The following is a 19,581-nucleotide window of genomic DNA, read 5'->3' as shown; positions in this document are numbered from 1 at the left end:
ACTGTGGTTAAAACCACAGTTGCTATGCTGATATAAAAAACTCCATGTTATGAAATATTACTTCTCAATAAACCTCTCTAAAAATGAGTTTTTACCTTATTACCGTGGTGAAATTCACTCCATTGTAGTGACAACCACTTTGGGCACAACGGTTAAATTTCCCGCTATGCATCTTAGGAACCACTTAACCAACAGTGGTATATATGGTCATTTTTGTTTAGAAACGCAAAATAATAAATTTTTATCATTAATAAAAGTCAGCTAAAAATCTTTTTTATCGAACAACTAGAGTAATAGCTTTAAACAGTGGTCTGACCATCTTTGGTTTTATATATTCTCTATTTTGAAATGAAATAAGTGTTATTTCATTAACTTAGTTGTAAATAATAATTTTTGCTTTTTTTGGTTTTAAACGCTAGTTTTAAACGAAGCGTAAAAAATATCGCTTTATTAAATGCAAATCATTAAAATACAGCGGTTTAAGGAGTGTTTTTTACGCTTGCCACCTTAGGAAAATGATGCAATTATTGTTTAACTGTCAATTGTGTCACTACTATCACATTTGTGGTCGAAAAATAAATATAAAATAAATAACGATTTTAAGCCTTACTTTTTACAGTAAAAAATAAATTGTTGCTCTATGGTTAACATCTAAAAGTGACAGTTTATGCAACTTGATTCGCTACAGGGGAGATAAAAAATGAAAAACAACCCTCGCAGGTTTTCTAAAAAACCTATAGTCGTTGGTATTGCCGCAGCTCTTTCACTATCATTATTTGGGGCAAGCCTAAATAATGCACAAGCTGCAAGATGGGAATTTGGAGATGTCGAAGTCAGTTTTGATTCAACATTCAGTGCTGGCACTAGCATTAGAACCGAAAACCGTAATTGGGATGACAATGTCGCCAAAGCCAATAACCTAAATAACGACTTTGATTTTAGCCAATATAGCCCATTTGCAAATGCCAATCCTACTAAGTACACCATATGGCAAGGAGCTGGTGGTTTTTCCAGTAATGGAGATAATGGTAATTTAAATTACGATGCCGGTGAAAGCTTTTCGCAACTAATAAAAGGTAGTCATGAATTAAATGTTCAATATGACAACCTAGGCGTGTTTGTTCGCGGCATGTATTATTACGATTTTGCTATGATGGATAGCTCAAGAGATTGGACTAACCCTGTGAGTGGCATGGAAAATAACCCATGTGATGATAGTGAAGCAAAAAAACAAGTGTGTGCCGATGTGCGCTTATTAGATGCTTACTTTTATGGCGATTTTGACTTAGGTGAAATGCCACTATCGGTACGTGTTGGCCAACAAGTGATTAGTTGGGGGGAGAGTACCCTGATAGGCCATGGTATTAGCGAAATAAATCCTGTGGATATTGCCCGATTAAAAGCTCCAGGTTCAGAGCTTAAAGAAGCTTTTATTCCCTTTGGCGCCGTTTGGGGAGCATTAGGAGTAACAGAAAACTTTAGTATTGAAGCTTTTTATCAATACGCTTGGGAAAAAACCGTGTTACCACCACCGGGAAGTTATTTCTCAAGTAATGATTTTGCTGGCGACGGCGGTAATCATAACAACGTACAACTAGGTTTCTCTGGTAATCCAGATATGGATGTAAACACTGTCGTGAAGGGGTTAAACCAAATTGGCGATATGTTACGCTCTGGCAATCCAGCATTGGCAGCTCAAGCTAGCTCAGCATATCTTGCGTTTCCAACCAAAGTTACCTTGAGATCACCGGGTGAATCAGCTGAATGGCAGCCTGATGATGGAGGTCAATATGGTTTGCGTTTGTCTTGGTATTTACCAGAGCTTAATGAAACCGAATTAAGCTTATACTATGTTAACTATCATAGCAGAAGACCTATTTTTGCCGGTCAAACGGCTAATTTCAGCCAAGCCAGTATAGGTGGAGATCTTGCAACCATTGCTGGTGGTGCGGTTACTGCAGAGAATTTGTATGATCTAAGTACTTTTTCTCAAGTAAAATTACAATATCCTGAAGATATTGCCATGTATGCCTTAAGTTTTAACACTACTTTAGGTACAACGGCGGTGGCTGGTGAAATTACCTATCGTCAAGATGAACCATTACAAATTGATGATGTTGAATTACTTTATGCAGCTATGCCACAACAGCTTGCTAATACCGGTTTAGATGCTTATGCCGCATTAGAAGGCATTTCGCAACTAAACGACCCTACAACAGGCCAACCTTACGCTTCAGGTGTTACTGCTAACGGTTTTGTTCTATCAGATACTGTGCAAGCACAGGTGACCATTTCTCATTTGTTTGGGCCCATATTAGGTGCAAGTCAAATGGCGGGTTTAATCGAAATTGGTGGTATTAATATCAACGATATCCCTGATCAAGACGTGTTGCGTCTTAATGGTCCGGGTACTTCACGAAGTGGTAGTTCATCTGGCCTGATGTTAGATTTACAAGGTGGCTATGAAACCAACCCATTCCCAACAGAATTTGCTTGGGGTTATAAAGCGGTAGTTAAGCTTGATTATACCAATGTGTTTGCTGGTATAAATATGACGCCAAAGGTGGTTTTTTCTCATGATGTTAAGGGCATAACCCCTGATCCACTATTCTTATTTGTTGAAGATAGAAAATCGCTATCCTTGGGTTTGAGTTTTGATTATCAAAGCACTTGGAAAGCAGATATAAACTATAATAGTTTCTTTGATGGTGTTGGTACGACTAACCAAATTGAAGATCGCGATTATGTTTCATTCAGCATTAGTTACTCAATTTAATAAAAAGGCCATTATTCATGAAAAATCAGACCTTTAAAACAAACTCGTTTAAGCAAGGTATTTTAAAGAAAAGTACCTTATTAGTTGCTATAACAGTTGCGCTTGCTTCAGGTAGCGCTATGGCAAAAATTTCAGCCGCTGATGCAGCTAAGCTGGGCAAAGAATTAACCCCTATGGGGGCAGAGAAAGCAGCCAATAAAGATGGCTCTATTCCTGAATGGACCGGTGGCATTACCAAACCACCTGCAGGCTATAATGTCGGAGATCATCATTTAGATCCCTATCCTACGGATACAGCAAAATACTCAATTACAGCGAAGAATGTTGGTGACTACAAAGATCTACTAACCCCAGGCCAAGTGAAGTTATTTGAAACTTACCCAGATACTTTTAAGATGAATGTGTATCAAACTCATCGTAGTGCCTCATATCCAGCGCATGTTTACGAAGCGGTAAAAGTTAATTCAACCAAGGCTGAATTAGTTGAAGGCGGAAACGGTATTAAAAATACTGCAGTTGGTATTCCTTTTCCAATTCCAGCGAATGGATTAGAAGCCATTTGGAACCACATTGTACGTTATCGTGGCGAAAATCTAACTCGTCAAGGTGGCCAAGCCGCGCCAACAGCGTCGGGAGATTATACGTATGTCGGTTTTGATGAACAACTGGTATTACCATACGATGTTAAGGGTACAACACCTGCTGAGTTAGAAAAAACCAACATCTTATTTAAGTTTAAACAAAAAGTCACTGAACCAGCCCGTTTAGCAGGTACTGCTTTATTAGTTCATGAAACTATGGACCAAATTAAAACGCCTCGTCAAGCATGGACATATAATACGGGACAACGACGCGTTCGTCGTGCACCAAATGTTGCCTATGACGCACCTGGTAGCGCTTCAGATGGTTTACGATTAACTGATGATTTCGATATGTATAATGGTGCGCCAAACCGTTATAACTGGACGCTAAAAGGTAAAAAAGAGCTACTAATTCCTTATAACGATTATCGTTTGCATAGTGATAAAGTTAAATACGATGACATCCTTCAAGCTGGTCATATTAATCCTGACTTAGTACGTTATGAAAAGCATCGTGTTTGGGTTGTTGAAGCTGATTTGAAAGACAATACACGTCACACATATAAAAAACGCGTGTTCTACATTGATGAAGATAGCTGGCAAATCGCTATCTCGGATATCTACGATAACCGTGACGAATTATACCGTGTTGCGATGGCACATGGCTTAAATTACTATGAAGTTCCAACACAATGGTCTACGCTTGAGGTATATCATGATTTCCAATCACGTCGCTATATTGCAATGGGCTTGGATAATGAAGCAAAAATGTATGACTTTTCTGCCGATATAAAGCATAAAGACTTTACACCATCAGCTTTAAGACGAGAAGGTAGAAGATAATTACCTTTTAGAGAAAACGGCTGACTGGTGTCAGCCGTTTTTGTTATAGGTTTAGATTATTTATTTTTGTAATAGTTAGTATTTATTTTTGTAATAATGTAGAGAAATATCATAATGAGTTTTCCTCCTTTCCTGTTAGTTATAACGTTGTTTATATGCTCATTTCCTCAATTAAGTCATGCGGATGACTCAGCTATGGCTGGCAATATTCCTGCTGTTAAAGCGCCATTAGCGAGTAAATCTTTATTACTAGACATCACCAAAGTTGGCGAGCGAAAACTTGCTGTGGTAGGTGAACACGGACACATTTTATTATCATCAGATGCCGTTAACTGGCAACAAGCTGATGTTCCATTACAAACCACACTCACCAGTGTGTTTTTTATCAATGAACAACTAGGTTGGGCGGTTGGTCATGACTCAGTTATTTTACACACCAACGATGGCGGTTTAAGCTGGAAAATTCAGCAATACATGCCTGAATTAGAAAAACCGCTATTAGATGTTGTTTTTATTAATACTCAAGAAGGGGTTGCCATAGGTGCTTATGGTCAATTTTTTCGTACCTTAGACGGCGGTAAAACATGGAATAATGAGTTTCATGATGAATTCCTACTTCCTGATGACGCCGATTATTTAGCGGAATTAAAACAAGAAGATGAAGCGGCCTATTTAGATGAAGCGGCTTCTATTTTATCCCATTTTAACCGCTTAGTGCTTGATGGCAGAACGATGTATTTGGTTGGTGAAGTTGGTTTGATTGCTAAAAGCAATGATTTTGGTCGTAACTGGCAAGCATTTGATGAAATTTATCAAGGGTCATTTTTTGACATGACTAGGACTATAGATGGTAATTTGCTTGTTGTTGGGCTTCGTGGCCATGTCTTTAGAAGTTTAAGAAATGGTACACCCTGGCAAAAGCGTGAAACCCAAACTACGGCACTACTTAATTCAATCGTATTAAGTGATGATGAGCGTATCTTTATCCTTGGTAATAGCGGTACTTTACTTGAAAGCCGAGATGATGGACAAACCTACCGTCAGCGCTTACAAAAAGATGGTAAAGCCTTAATTGCAGGGGTTTGGTTCAATGGCCAGTTAATTGTAGTATCAGATGTTGGCATTAAACACATTGCATTATAAATTTTTCTCTACAATAACTCATAAAAATAGTTAACAGAATTTGGATTGTCACATACTATGAAAATTACTCTCGCAAACCGTTTAGAAGTAGGTCTGTTTCGTCATAAGTTTTTAGTTTTAATGTTGTTTGTTGTTGCTAGCGCATTTTTGTTATTTCAAGCATCACACATAAAACTTGGCGCATCATTTACCAAAAATATCCCACTTAATCATAGCTATATGAAAACCTATTTAAAGCATAGAGCGAATTTTGGTGGTGCCAATAATATTTTAATCTCTGTATGTAATACAGAGGGCGATATTTTTAACGCCGACTTTTTTGGGGCATTAAAAGGTGTGCATGATCAATTGTTTTTTATTCCTGGTGTTGATCGCATTCAAGTAAAATCTTTGTATTCTCCAAGTACGCGCTTTGTTGAAGTAGTCGAAGATGGTTTTGCCGGTGGTCCAGTTATCCCAGCAGATTTTCAAGCTGACGAACGTGGCCTTGCAATTGTTAAGGGCAATATTGAAAAAGCGGGTATTGTCGGCAGCATTGTCGCTGATGATTATAGCTGTGCTATGGTAAAAGCTTCATTGCTTGATTTTAACCCTGAAACGGGTGAAAAGCTTGATACCTTAGTCATAGCAGAGCAACTTGAACAAGACGTTCGCCAAGCATTTGAAAAAGATAATATATCGGTTCATATTATTGGTTTTGCAAAAATGGTCGGTGATGTAGCAGAGGGCGCTAAAGGCGTTGTACTCTTCTTTGCTATTGCAATAGCCATAACAGCTGTGATGGTGTTCTTATTTTGTCATTCTGTTAGTTTGACACTATTACCAATAGTTTGCTCTTTAATTGCCGTTATCTGGCAAATGGGTATGTTGTCAACACTAGGTTTTGGCTTAGACCCTATGTCAATTTTAGTCCCCTTCCTAGTATTTGCTATTGGCGTTAGTCATGGCGTACAAATGATTAATTCGGTCGTTAAGCAAGTCAGCCTAGGGTTATCAAGTCAGGCCGCGGCACAAGCAAGCTTTAGAGCGTTATTAATTCCTGGTGGTATTGCTCTTTTGTCAGATACCGTCGGCTTTATGACATTGCTTTCGATAGATATAGGTATAATCCGCGAATTGGCTATAACTGCATCACTCGGTGTAGCTATGATTATTTTAACCAACTTAATTTTACTACCTTTATTAGTATCTTATTTAACCATTACGCCCAAAGATAGAAAAAATCATGCGGGTAATATTGGTGAAGAAAGTGTGGTATGGCGCTTCATGGCAAGTTTTGCTACTAAAGGCTCAGCAATTATCATTTTGCTTATTACCGTCATTTTATATAGTGCTGGTTTGTATAATTCGCAAAACTTAAAAATAGGGGAGTTACACGCTGGTGCTCCAGCCCTTCATGAAACTTCACGCTATAACCAAGATACTTTTTTAATCACAGATAGATATGCCATCAGTGTTGATTATATGTCCGTGATTATTGAATCAACACCTGATGCTTGTACTTATTATGACACTATGAATACCATCAACAGATTTCAATGGCGAATGGAAAATGTTCAAGGTGTTCAATCTGCCGTTAGCTTAGCGTCTATTTCTAAACTTGTTAATGCTGGCTATAACGAAGGAAACCCAAATTGGCGAGTTATCCCGCGTAACCAACAAACCTTGGTGCAATCGATAGCACGTATACCCTCATCAAGTGGTTTGTTAAATCGAGATTGTAGTGTAATGCCGGTGATCCTATTTTTACAAGATCATAAAGCCGAAACCATTACTCGTGTGGTTGATGAAGTTAAACTAGCTGCTGCTGAATTAGGTAACAGCCATTTACAGTTTAAACTTGCTTCGGGACCTGTTGGCGTTATGGCAGCGACTAATGAAGCTGTTTCTCAAGCACAACTTCCTATGATGGTTTATGTATATGGTGCGGTGATCATCTTGTGCTTATTAAGCTTTAGAAGTGTCAGAGCAACCATAGTAGTAGTGCTGCCTTTATATGTGGTATCCACTTTGGCTCAGTGGTTGATGACAGTATTAGATATTGGCTTAACCGTTTCAACCCTACCTGTTATTGCGTTAGGGGTAGGTATTGGTGTTGACTACGGCATATATATTTTATCAACCATGAGTAGTGAACTTAAAAATGGTACCAATGTACATGATGCCTACCTTGCTGCATTAAAAGAGCGTGGTAGTGCCGTGTTAATTACTGGTATCACTCTCGCTATTGGTGTTTCAACTTGGTTCTTCTCTGATTTGAAATTCCAAGTGGATATGGGAATTTTGTTAACCTTTATGTTCTTGGTGAATATGCTTGCTGCTGTCATTGTTCTGCCAGCTTTAGCCGCATTCTTATGGCCAAACAAAAAAATTAAAAAATAATATATAGCTAATTGAACCTCTAAAAAGCCCTTGTCTCTATTGAACCAAGGGCTTTTTTTTGCTTATTTGAAATTGCTGTGAACAAATGACCCAATTATTTAAATTTTTTTAAAAACATCTCATAAAATTATAAAAATTTACTGGTTGACAACTTGCATATTTAAACGAGAAATCATGATTATCATCAGTAATTATTTGCTAAAAATGAATAACCATAACTACTGTATGCAAATTAACCTATAGGCCTACAAAGTCTTTCGTAGTAAAGTGAAAATAATCCTCGCAATCGCTTAAATTTATTCATAAAATCTGTACTATACTATAAAAGCTTTTACATAAATTTTTATGTGAAGTGACATTAGCTGCCAAAAAGATGAGGCATAATTCATCATAGAACAAAAATAAAAACATTATTTTATTTAATTATTACAAGCTTTCTTTTAACTTCTGTATAAAAAATAGCAAAAGGAAAATAGCATGGCGTTAGTAAACGGTTCACCATCAGTGATACTTAAGAACGTATCTCAACTAATCAAGAAAAAAGTCCCTAAAGAATCCGCAGGCTTAGTAGAGCAATTTGCTACTTTGTTATACAGAAATATTTCATCGCTGGATTTATCAGCAAGAAATGATAGTGATATGTATGGGGCTACATTAAGTTTATGGAGCTCGCTTAACGAACACAAGGATAAAGAGCCTGTTATTCATGTCTTCAACCCCTCAGTAAGTGAACATGGCTGGAAATCAAGTCATACTATAATAGAGATCATTATTGAAGATATGCCATTTTTGGTCGACTCTATTCGAATTGCACTCAATCGCTTAGAGTTATCACCACATCTTATGCTCAATTCACCACTAAAATTGGTGAGAGATAAAGATCAAAGTATTATTAATATTGCGCCAAGTGTTGATACAAAAATTAAAGCGACCTCAATTGAAACTATTTTCTTTATTGAAATTGATCGTCAACCTGATAAAACTGCGTTAAACAATATCAAAAAGGAATTGTTAAGTGTCGTTGATGATATCACCCATACTGTTAACGACTGGCAGCCCATGTTAAAAAAATTAAACAACATTATTGCTGATGTTAGCAAGGGTAAGCTACCTGGTGGCAAACAAGCTAAAGATGATACGGTTGAATTTTTAACCTGGTTGGCCAGCAACAACTTCACCCTAATGGGATATCGTTCTTATGATGTTAAAGCAGTAAAAGGTGACATTAAGCTCGAAGCAATTGAAGGGTCTAGCTTAGGTTTGATGAAAAATTCAAAAGTGACAAAGAGCCGCTTAATTTCTACTTTAAGTGAGTCTGGTCGTGAAGTAGCATTAGGCGACAACCATTTAATCCTTACTAAGACCAATTCTCGCTCTCGCGTTCACCGCCCAGTTCAACTTGACTATATTGGGGTAAAACGTTTTGATGAAAAAGGTGTTGTTATTGGCGAAGACCGCTTTATTGGCTTGTTTGGCTCATCTTATTACACTAATAGCGCGCTAGATTTACCCTTAATTAAATCTAAAGTACTACAAGTTTGTGCATCATCAGGTTTTGCACAAGGCTCTCATGCTTATAAAGCGTTAATCAATATTTTAGAAACTTTCCCTCGCGATGAAATTTTGCAAAGTAATGTAGATGAGTTGCTGCAAAATGTGATGGGCATATTGCAAATGCAAGAACGTGACTATTGTGGTTTGTTTGTTAGGCGCGATGCTTTTGATCGTTTTTATTCTTGTATGGTATACGTACCTCGTGAGCGTTATAACACAAAATTGCGTATTGAAACTCAACAGTTACTAAAAGAGGCTTTTGGTAGTGATCAAGAAGTTGAGTTTACCACTTATTTCTCTGAGTCTGTACAAGCAAGAACTCACTATATTGTTAAAGTTAAATCAACAAAAGCAGATATTAACGTGAAAGAAATTGAAAAGAACTTAAATGAAGCTGCACGTAATTGGGATGATAAACTCGTCAGTGCACTTGCGGCGAATAAAGGCGAAGTCATCGCAAAATCGTTATGTAATAAATACAAGAATTTCCCACAGTCTTATAAAGACGAGGTGTTACCAGGATCAGCCATTGTTGATATTGAAAAGCTAGAAAAAGTTAACTTTTCAGATAGTTTAGAAATGCTATTCTATCAACCACTAGAAGAAAAACCGGGTAGCCGCTTTGTAAAACTGAAACTGTTCCATAAAGGTGATCCTATTCACCTATCTGATGTTTTGCCTATGTTAGAAAATTTTGGTCTACGTGTTATTGGCGAAAGTCCCTACGCAATTAAAACAACAGATGGCGAAACTTTCTGGATCTTAGACTTCTCAATGATCATTACCGGTGAGAGTGACTTTGATGTATATACAGTGCGCTCTTTATTTCAAGATGCATTTGCTAAAGTTTGGGAAGGTGATTTAGAAGATGATGGTTTTAACCGACTTATCCTTGGTGCTGGGTTAGAAGGTCGTAGCGTTTCAATTTTACGCGCTTATGCAAAATATGAACGTCAAATAGGTGGTATTTTCAGCCAAAGCTATATCGAAGACACATTTGCACGCTATCCTGAAATTGCCCAACTATTAATCAACCTATTTATTCAACGCTTCAATCCAAATAGTAAGTTAAAAGAAGCAGCTAAAGAGAAAGCGCTAACTAAACTTTTAGATAGCATTGAAAGTTCATTAGACAAGGTTGCCAACTTAGATGACGATCGCATTATTCGTCGCTTTGTTGAAATGATTAATGCCACCATTCGTACAAACTACTTTCAAACTGACAAATTAATGGGGGATAAACCTTATATCTCCTTTAAAATTGTGCCTGAAAAAATTAGTGAAATGCCACAACCTGTGCCTAAATTTGAGATATTTGTATACTCTCCGCAAGTTGAGGGTGTGCATTTACGTGGTGGCAAAGTTGCTCGAGGCGGTTTACGCTGGTCTGACAGAAAAGAAGATTTCAGAACAGAAGTTTTAGGGTTAGTAAAAGCACAACAAGTTAAAAACACTGTTATTGTCCCTGTTGGTGCAAAAGGTGGCTTTGTTTGTAAACAGTTACCTGAAGGTACTCGCGAAGAAATTTTTGAAGCTGGTAAAGAGTGTTACCGCACCTTTATTCGTGCTTTACTCGATATCACCGATAATATTGTTAACGGAGAAGTTGTTCCACCAGCGGATGTTGTGCGCCTTGATGAAGATGATGCTTATTTAGTTGTGGCAGCAGATAAAGGTACAGCAACTTTTTCAGATATTGCTAATGGTATTTCTGATGAATATAACTTCTGGCTGGGAGATGCTTTTGCTTCTGGCGGTAGTGTTGGTTATGATCATAAAGCAATGGGGATTACTGCAAGAGGTGCTTGGGAGTCAGTCAAACGTCACTTCAGAGAGATGGATATAGATTGCCAAACTACAGATTTTACCTGTATTGCTATTGGTGATATGGCTGGTGATGTATTTGGTAACGGCATGTTGTTATCTAAACATATTCGTTTACAAGCCGCCTTTAACCATATGCATATCTTCATTGACCCTAACCCAGATTCAGCGAAAACTTATCCTGAACGTGAACGTTTGTTCAATTTACCGGGTTGTAGTTGGGATGATTTCAATAAAGATTTAATTTCTGAAGGTGGTGGTATCTTTAGCCGCCATGTTAAATCAATCAAGTTAACGCCACAAATTAAAAAAATGTTAGGTACGCAAAAGCAAAGCATGTCGCCTATCGATTTAATTCAAGCCATTTTAACCATGAAAGTTGATTTACTTTGGAATGGTGGGATTGGTACTTATGTTAAAGGCACTAAAGAAACGCACTTAGAAGTAGGTGACAGAGCCAATGATGCACTTCGTATTAATGGTTGTGACTTACAAGCTAAAGTTGTCGGTGAGGGCGGAAATCTAGGTTTCACTCAACTTGGCCGTATTGAGTTTGCCGCTAACGGTGGTCGTATTAATACCGATGCGGTGGATAATGCTGGTGGTGTTGATTGTAGTGATAATGAAGTTAACATTAAAATATTGCTGAACAGCTTGGTTCAGGCAGGTGATTTAACGGTTAAACAACGTAACCAACTACTTTATGACATGACAGATGAAGTAGGTGACTTGGTTATTGAAGATTGTTATCGCCAAACCCATTCTTTATCTATTACTGCGATGCGTGGTGTCAATCAACTTAAAGAACAAGTACGCTTTATTCATGAACTTGAGCGTACGGGTAAGCTTGATAGGGCGCTAGAGTTTATTCCTGATGATGAAGAAATAGCTGAAAGAATTGCTAAAGGTAATGGCTTAACACGACCAGAACTATCAGTACTGCTTGCGTACAGTAAAATGGTATTGAAAGAAGATCTTGTACACACAGATATTACTGATAACCCATACCATGATAGGTTATTAATAAAGTCATTTCCTAAATTGCTCCAAGATAAATACCAAGCACAAATGCAACAGCATCCGCTACGTGCAGAAATTATTGCTACTAAACTGGCAAATAAAATTGGTAACGATATGGGTTTCAACTTTGTTAATCGTATGCAAGAAGAGACGGGGGCAGCTGTTGTAGAAATTGCCAATAGTTACACTATAGCGAGTGCAATATTTGAGTTAGAAGAGTTTTGGAAAAAAATTGAGGTGCTTAATAATAAAATTTCAACGTCAATTCAAACTGAAATTTTATTCCAATATCGCCGTACCGTAAGACGTGCTACTCGTTGGTTCTTGCGTCATCGTAATAAGTCATTATCAATTGCTGAATCAATTGCAATGTATCAACCGACTTTTGCAATTATGTCGAAAAAGTTGAATAGTTTTATTATTGAAGATGAAGCTGCTCAAATTCAACGTGTTGAAGCTGATTTAGTAGCAGCAGGCGTACCAACTGAAGTTGCAGTGCGAATTTCCCAATTGAGTACGATCTTCTCGGCACTTGATATTGCCGAAGTTGCTGAAGAAGAAGGTAGAAATGTTGAATTAGTTGCAAACCTTTACTTTAAGTTAGGGGTCCGCCTTGAATTGCATTGGTTCTTAGACCAAATTACTCGCCAACCAGTGGGTAACCATTGGCAAGCACTTGCTAGGGCATCGTTTAGAGAAGAGTTAGATTGGCAACAACGCTCGTTAACCTCTGTGGTATTAAACTGTGATTGTTCAGATAATATTGATGAGTTGGATGCGCTGCTAGATACTTGGATTGAAACCAATGCACAGTCTCTCGACAGGTGGAAACATATGTTAGCTGACTTTAAGATTGGTCAAACCCATGAGTTTGCTAAATTCTCTGTTGCCTTACGTGAGCTAATGCTACTTAGCTTAAACTGTCAACGACACAATAAATAATGTGAGTTAAAGTACTAAAAGCAATTTATAAACATAACATTAACTGATAAAATCCTCGCGTAACTTATTTGAATTTGCCAATAAGTTGAGCGGGGTTTTTTTATACTTGCTCTGTATGCATAACTAATTAGAGGTATTATGTTTTATCCAGCCATTCGCAAAGTTCTGTTTCAATTTGATGCTGAAACTATTCACGAGTTAACTATTAAAGGGCTTAAAAAGTCTGGCTCTACACCTTTAAATGCTATTTATAAGCAACGCGTTACCAATAAGCCTGTTAAAGTGATGGGGATAGACTTCCCTAATCCATTGGGCTTAGCGGCCGGATTAGATAAAAATGGTGAGTGTATTGATGCATTTGCTGCCATGGGCTTTGGTTTTGTTGAAGTGGGTACAGTAACGCCGCGACCGCAACCAGGAAATGATAAACCACGGATATTTAGGTTACCTGAAGCTGATGCAATTATTAACCGAATGGGCTTTAATAATAAAGGTGTTGATTATCTTGTTAGTCAGGTACGGGCTGCTAACTTCCAAGGCGTGCTTGGTATTAATATTGGCAAAAACAAAGATACCCCAGATGAAAATGCCAAAGATGACTACATTTACTGTATGCGTAAGGTGTATAACTTTGCCACCTATATTACTGTCAATATTTCTTCACCTAATACACCTGGTTTACGTGCCCTACAATATGGTGCAGCGTTAGATGAACTTTTATCTGCATTGAAAACCGAGCAAGCACAGCTTGCCAAACAATATGGTAAGTACGTGCCTCTTGCGGTCAAAATAGCGCCAGATCTTACGGAAGAAGAAGTCCAATCAATTGCTAAAAGTTTGCTAGATAATAACATTGACGGCGTTATCGCAACTAATACTACTTTGTCGCGTGAAGGTGTTGAAGGGCTTGAACATGGCACAGAGCAGGGTGGCTTAAGCGGTGCTCCTGTTAAAGAAAAAAGTACAACGGTCATTCGGTTGCTAGCCAAGGCGCTTGATAAAAAGCTACCTATCATTGGTGTTGGTGGTATAGCTTCTAGTAGCGATGCGAATGAAAAACTTGCCGCAGGTGCGAGTTTAGTACAAGTATATACGGGCTTTATTTACCAAGGACCACCTTTAGTCAAAGATATCGTTAATGGTATTTAGTGCTCACTCGCGCGAAAAACAATAGGTGATTGTTATCCGCGATCATAAGTCTCGCGGATAAATTACAACTAATTAATTTTAAACGTAAATTCAAACATAATAAAAGGACTCATTGTGTATCAAACCACGAATGTAGAACAAGAACTTTCATTTTCAGACATTAAAATAGAGCTGAAACCCTCGTTAATTAGCCTTTTTTGTATTCAGCTGATATTTCAAATGTTTACCCTAGCCTTTATCCAAATAATGTCGTATTTTCAGACACATTATATACATAATGTGTTAAGTCCTCGAGGATTGAGTCTTTTTTCATGGGATATGTGGTTAATGATGATCTTATTTAGTGTTACTTTAATAGGTTATTCCATTTTGAATAAAACGAAAGAATTTTCTCTCTATTTGTTACTTATTTACCCCGCCTCTTTAATCTTACTCTCATTGGTGAGGGATGTATCGATTTTACAGGTAATGTCTCTCTCTTTGTTATCTTGTGTAACTGTTATAAAGTACAATTGTTATAGACTTAAACAGTTGAGTTTGTCTGAGGCTTGATGTTAAATGAGGTAAAGTTATGAAATTGTTTGTCTCTATATTTTCAGTTGTTATGCTCATTGCTTGTTTGGGACTTTTCGTGCTAAAAAAGCCGAATGGGCAAGCTTGGTTAACGCTAGATGATTTATCTTTTAACAACACTTATATTATAGAAAATAAATTTAATCATTTTTACCATAAACTTTCTGGGATATATGAAAACTATATAAAAGAGGATAATAGCCAGCTTAAAATATATCGATGGCAAGACGATAATGGCAACTGGATCTATTCAGACAATCCTGAACTATCAGTAGCAAATGAAGCTATGCTTGTTGAGCCAAAAGCGACCATTGTCTTACCTGCGATAACGACTCAAGTAGATAATTCAAAAACCACCGCTATTGAAAGTTTCTCTCCCAAAGGTACTGACAAGAAGAAAAATGCATCAGAGCCGAATGTACACTTGTCAAAAAAATTAATTAATGTGTATAAAGATGCTAATAATGTTCAACAATTGATGAATGATCGACAACACAATATTACAAAAGCTATCAAAGAGAGTGGGGGGTTAATCACAAGGCAACAAGATGCAAAGGCATCAGTCATTCTTCAACAAACTGAAGCTATATTGCATTAGGGAAGTGATGTTTATCGGTTTTGGCTAGAATACCATAGATGGCTATTTAACAAGGTTTAAATAACCATCTATGTATTGAGTTTTTCGTTGTTAATAACTTTCGTTATGAACACTTAATACTGCACGACCAGAGGGATCGGCATTATTTTGAAAACTTTCATCCCAAGCTAAAGCTTCTTGCGTGCTACAGGCAACTGACTTGCCGCCAATTACACAATCAGCTGCTGATGCTAATGGATACTTCTCTTCAAATACACAGCGATAGAAATAAGCTTCTTTACTATCAGGCGTGTTTACCGGGAACTTAAACGCTGCACTTTCAAGCTGTTGATCGGTGACTTGAGACTCTACATACTCTTTTAAGCCGTCAATCCAAGAATATCCAACGCCATCTGAGAATTGCTCTTTTTGACGCCATAAAATTTCTTTTGGTAGATAGCCTTCAAATGATTCACGTAAAATGGCTTTTTCCATTTTGCCATTGCCGCACATTTTATCTTCTGGATTGATGCGCATAGCAACATCCATAAAGTTTTTGTCTAAAAATGGTACTCGAGCTTCAATTCCCCAAGCAGACATAGACTTGTTGGCACGTAAGCAATCAAATTTATGCAGTCGTTCAAGTTTACGATTTAATTCTTCATGAAACTCTTGGGCGTTTGGCGCTTTGTGAAAGTATAAGTAACCGCCAAATATTTCATCAGCACCTTCACCAGAAAGTACCATTTTAATCCCCATCGCTTTAATTTTACGTGCCATTAAATACATGGGGGTTGAAGCACGAATTGTGGTCACATCATAGGTTTCTAAATGATAGATAACTTCTTTTAATGCATCGATACCTTCTTGCGGAGTAAAGATAACACTGTGATGTATGGTGCCGATACTGTCAGCCACCGTTTGAGCAGCAACTAAATCTGGTGATCCTTCTAAGCCACAGGCAAACGAATGCACTTTAGGCCACCATGCCTCACTCAAATCATTTTCTTCTATGCGTCGAGAAGCAAACTTTTGCGTAATAGCAGAAATTAACGATGAATCTAAACCACCTGAGAGTAATACGCCGTAAGGAACATCTGTCATTAAATGACTTTTTACTGATTCTTCCAAGGCTTCGCGAATCTTGGTGGTACTAGTAGTATTGTCTTTAATTGCTGCATATTGCTGCCAATTACGCTTGTAATAACGTTGTAACTCACCAACTCGGCTATCTAGAATATGTCCTGGAGGGAATTCGCTAACCGTTTTACAAATCGGCATTAATGCTTTCATTTCTGAGGCAACATAGAAGTTACCATCGCTATCATAACCAGTATACAGAGGAATAATACCAATATGGTCACGGGCAATTAGATAGGAGTTAGTTGCTTCATCGTATAAGATAAAAGCGAACATACCTTGTAGCTTATCAACAAAATTAACACCATGCTCTTTATATAAAGGAAGAATGACTTCACAATCAGAAGCTGTTTGAAATTGATAGTCTTGGGTTAATTCACTGGCGAGAGTTTTGTGATTATAAATTTCGCCATTAACAGCCAATATATGAGTTTTGTTTTCGTTATAAAGTGGTTGAGCACCATGTTCTGTATCAACAATGGATAAGCGCTCATGCACTAATATTGCATGCTCGTTGTTGTAAATACCAGACCAGTCTGGGCCACGATGACGTAGTAGGCGAGAACATTCTAACGCGTTAGGACGAAGTGCATCAGCACTTGTTTTTATATCTAATATACCAAAGATCGAACACATTGAAGCGCTACTCCTTTTATTGGTTTTAAGTCAAATTGTGAGAGTAATTAGTGCAACAGCACTAATTACTTAACGACACTTTGCCAGTTCGACAGCAAAAAGCAACCTTAAAGTGAGTATTTAATAAAAAAAAACCTTATGTGTACAAAAAATCAATTATTTTGTACAAAATAGGCAAAAAATCACCCTTGTTAAGCATTCTTTAAGAAAAGTCGCTTAGTCTATGGTTTAATAATTAAATCATTAACCACGGCTTATTTAAAGGTACTCAATTGGCTTATTTATCACTATTCATTAAATCTGCGTTGCACAAATCAGCAATGTTATCGATTTTAGTTTTATTTACCTCTATTCATGTTTTTGCACAGCCAGTTAACAATAGCCAAGAGATACTTGAGCAACAATTAAGTATGCATCAAGGCGAGGTTATCTATCTTGATTTTTGGGCGTCTTGGTGTGGTCCTTGTCGAAAGTCTTTCCCTTGGATGAATCATATAGAAACAAAGTACAAAGCCCAAGGGTTTAGTGTCATCAGTGTTAATCTTGATGCTAACCAATCATTAGCAAATAAATTCTTATTAGAGATTCCGGCTGATTTCACCGTGATTTATGATCCAAAAGGAAAAATAGCCAAACACTTCAAAATACAAGGAATGCCAAGCAGTATGCTTATTGGAAGAGATGGGCAAATAAAATCAAGTCATACGGGGTTTTTTACACAAAAAATACCGCAGTATCAACAAGAAATAGAAGTATTGTTGGCACAAGAAAGTGTTAATAAATAGTAATTGTCAAACTGGCTCACTGCTTTATGACAATAATCAATTACCTAATCAGAGAATATTATGAAAAACACGTTTAAGTTGACATTGTTTGTTCCTTTAATTGTCAGTATTACCTCATGTGCAAACCTTGGGGTAGAGCCTTGGGAACGTGATTTACTGGCAACAAAAGAAATGTCGTTAAATGCTGAGCCAATTGATGCCGCATTAGATGATCATATTTACTTTAGTAAAGAAGCATCAAGTGGGGGTAAGGGCTTTGGTGGCGGTGGCTGTGGTTGTAATTAATCACTAAGCAGAACAGTTTTCCTAAACAATTTTCACGGTATCAAAAAATGAAAAATAACACTAAAACAGCCAATATAAAAACAGCATTAACGCTAGCAACAGCAGCATTGTTAGGTAACACTAGTCTCGCTCAGGCCGACACTGCCACTGTTGTTGATGATAGCGCCTGGGAATTTGATAGCGCCATACTTTTTTATAATGAAGCCGACAGAGTGAGTGCGGGTGAAGCTATTTTCAATGCAAAAAAAACCTTTGAAAATGAAGAAGTGCTTAACCTTAAACTAACTATAGATGCTTTAACTGGTGCTTCAGCTAATGGCGCGGTTGCCCAACCAAAAGCTCAAACATTCACCCGCCCATCAGGAAATGGCCAATATACCATCGCATCAGAGGATGTTCCTTTAGATGATACCTTTCACGATACGCGTGTGCAATTTAACGCACAATGGACCCAGCCTATTACCTCAAACCATCGTGTCAGTGGTGGCGCGCACTTATCTAAAGAATATGATTATTTGTCATTAGGTATCAATGGTAATGTTGCGTTCGATTTTGATCGCAAAAACTCCACTGTTTCTGTTGGTTTTAGCTATTTTCAAGATACTTTTAGTCCAGAGGGAGGGGTGCCTAAACCGTTAACTTCCATGCTTATTGGTGACAGTGATAAGGATAGTTGGAATGAGAATTTCGCTCAAACACGACGGGGTAGTGATGATGATAAATCCACAACCGATATATTACTCGGCTTTACCCAAGTTATTAATCGCCGAATGTTAATGCAGTTTAATTACTCCTATTCAACAGTAGATGGCTATTTAACCGACCCTTTTAAAATATTATCTGTGGTTAATAATGACGGTATAGCCCAAGATTACCGCTATGAATCCCGGCCAGATTCACGCATTAAACAAAGCCTTTATGCGCAATCTTTATACCATTTTGACAACTCGGTATTAGACTTATCCTACCGATATATGTGGGATGATTGGGAAATAGCCTCGCATACCATAGACTCACGGTTAAGAATAAAGTTGAGTGATAATTTTGGTGCGGATAGTTTTATTCAACCCCATTTTAGGTTTTACCAACAAAGTGCTGCAAATTTTTATCAACCTTTTTTGTTAGATGAAAAAGTTCTGCCACAATTTGCTAGTGCTGATTACCGGATAGGTGAAATGACGGCAGTCACTATTGGCTTAAAATATGGGTTAATAGTTAATAATGGTCACGATTTGTCATTTAGGTTAGAGTATTATCATCAAGCGCCTACCGACGCAGGCTTCGATTCACCAGGCGTATTAAATGATGTTGAACTTTATCCAACCATAGATGCTATTATTGCCCAAGTAAATTATTCATTTTAAAGATAAA

General features: G+C 37.6%; 12 protein-coding genes. 11 read left to right on the top strand and 1 reads right to left on the bottom strand.

From position 1 onward, the window contains the following. Positions 1 to 49: 49 nt before the first annotated feature. The 8 genes from ABXG98_RS07440 (at position 50) to ABXG98_RS07405 (ending at position 15,385) form a co-directional block, all read left to right on the top strand. Complete coding sequence (locus ABXG98_RS07440; protein WP_353538074.1) at positions 50 to 265, top strand: DUF2835 family protein; 216 nt, start codon at positions 50 to 52, stop codon at positions 263 to 265. A 435-nt stretch (positions 266 to 700) separates the two neighbouring features. After that, positions 701 to 2,776 (top strand): DUF1302 domain-containing protein, encoded by a 2,076-nt coding sequence (locus tag ABXG98_RS07435; RefSeq protein WP_353538073.1) that lies wholly within the window; start codon positions 701 to 703, stop codon positions 2,774 to 2,776. A gap of 59 nt (positions 2,777 to 2,835) precedes the next feature. After that, positions 2,836 to 4,200, top strand: a complete 1,365-nt coding sequence (locus ABXG98_RS07430) for a DUF1329 domain-containing protein (RefSeq protein WP_353538275.1) — start codon at positions 2,836 to 2,838, stop codon at positions 4,198 to 4,200. A 114-nt stretch (positions 4,201 to 4,314) separates the two neighbouring features. Beyond that, on the top strand, positions 4,315 to 5,343 hold the full coding sequence (locus ABXG98_RS07425; RefSeq protein WP_353538072.1) for a YCF48-related protein: 1,029 nt from the start codon (positions 4,315 to 4,317) through the stop codon (positions 5,341 to 5,343). Positions 5,344 to 5,400: 57 nt separating this feature from the next. Beyond that, entirely contained in the window at positions 5,401 to 7,725 is a 2,325-nt protein-coding gene (locus ABXG98_RS07420) for an efflux RND transporter permease subunit (RefSeq protein ID WP_353538071.1), read from the top strand. 477 nt (positions 7,726 to 8,202) lie between these two features. Continuing rightward, complete coding sequence (locus ABXG98_RS07415; protein ID WP_353538070.1) at positions 8,203 to 13,065, top strand: NAD-glutamate dehydrogenase; 4,863 nt, start codon at positions 8,203 to 8,205, stop codon at positions 13,063 to 13,065. A 138-nt stretch (positions 13,066 to 13,203) separates the two neighbouring features. Then, entirely contained in the window at positions 13,204 to 14,214 is a 1,011-nt protein-coding gene (gene pyrD, locus ABXG98_RS07410) for a quinone-dependent dihydroorotate dehydrogenase (protein WP_353538069.1), read from the top strand. Between the two features lie 571 nt (positions 14,215 to 14,785). Next, the gene (locus ABXG98_RS07405) at positions 14,786 to 15,385 is read left to right on the top strand and encodes a DUF4124 domain-containing protein (RefSeq protein WP_353538068.1); all 600 of its coding nucleotides are present in this window, start codon (positions 14,786 to 14,788) and stop codon (positions 15,383 to 15,385) included. 90 nt (positions 15,386 to 15,475) lie between these two features. Here the strand turns inward: ABXG98_RS07405 and asnB are convergent, their stop codons facing one another. Then, positions 15,476 to 17,140, bottom strand: a complete 1,665-nt coding sequence (gene asnB / locus ABXG98_RS07400; RefSeq protein ID WP_353538067.1) for an asparagine synthase B — start codon at positions 17,138 to 17,140, stop codon at positions 15,476 to 15,478. 272 nt (positions 17,141 to 17,412) lie between these two features. Between asnB and ABXG98_RS07395 the strand changes: the two genes are divergently transcribed. The 3 genes from ABXG98_RS07395 to ABXG98_RS07385 are packed head-to-tail and all read left to right on the top strand — an operon-like array spanning position 17,413 to position 19,574. Then, the gene (locus tag ABXG98_RS07395; RefSeq protein WP_353538066.1) at positions 17,413 to 17,925 is read left to right on the top strand and encodes a TlpA family protein disulfide reductase; all 513 of its coding nucleotides are present in this window, start codon (positions 17,413 to 17,415) and stop codon (positions 17,923 to 17,925) included. A gap of 60 nt (positions 17,926 to 17,985) precedes the next feature. Next, the gene (locus ABXG98_RS07390; protein WP_353538065.1) at positions 17,986 to 18,210 is read left to right on the top strand and encodes a DUF4266 domain-containing protein; all 225 of its coding nucleotides are present in this window, start codon (positions 17,986 to 17,988) and stop codon (positions 18,208 to 18,210) included. A gap of 47 nt (positions 18,211 to 18,257) precedes the next feature. Next, on the top strand, positions 18,258 to 19,574 hold the full coding sequence (locus ABXG98_RS07385) for a DUF3570 domain-containing protein (RefSeq protein WP_353538064.1): 1,317 nt from the start codon (positions 18,258 to 18,260) through the stop codon (positions 19,572 to 19,574). The last annotated feature ends 7 nt before the right edge of the window (positions 19,575 to 19,581 follow it).

Origin of the sequence: Colwellia sp. KU-HH00111 (genome assembly GCF_040362745.1) — a bacterium.
Lineage (GTDB): Bacteria > Pseudomonadota > Gammaproteobacteria > Enterobacterales > Alteromonadaceae > Colwellia.
The sequence above is the reverse complement of the archived record's forward strand: the minus strand, read 5'-3'. Positions and strand labels throughout refer to the sequence as shown.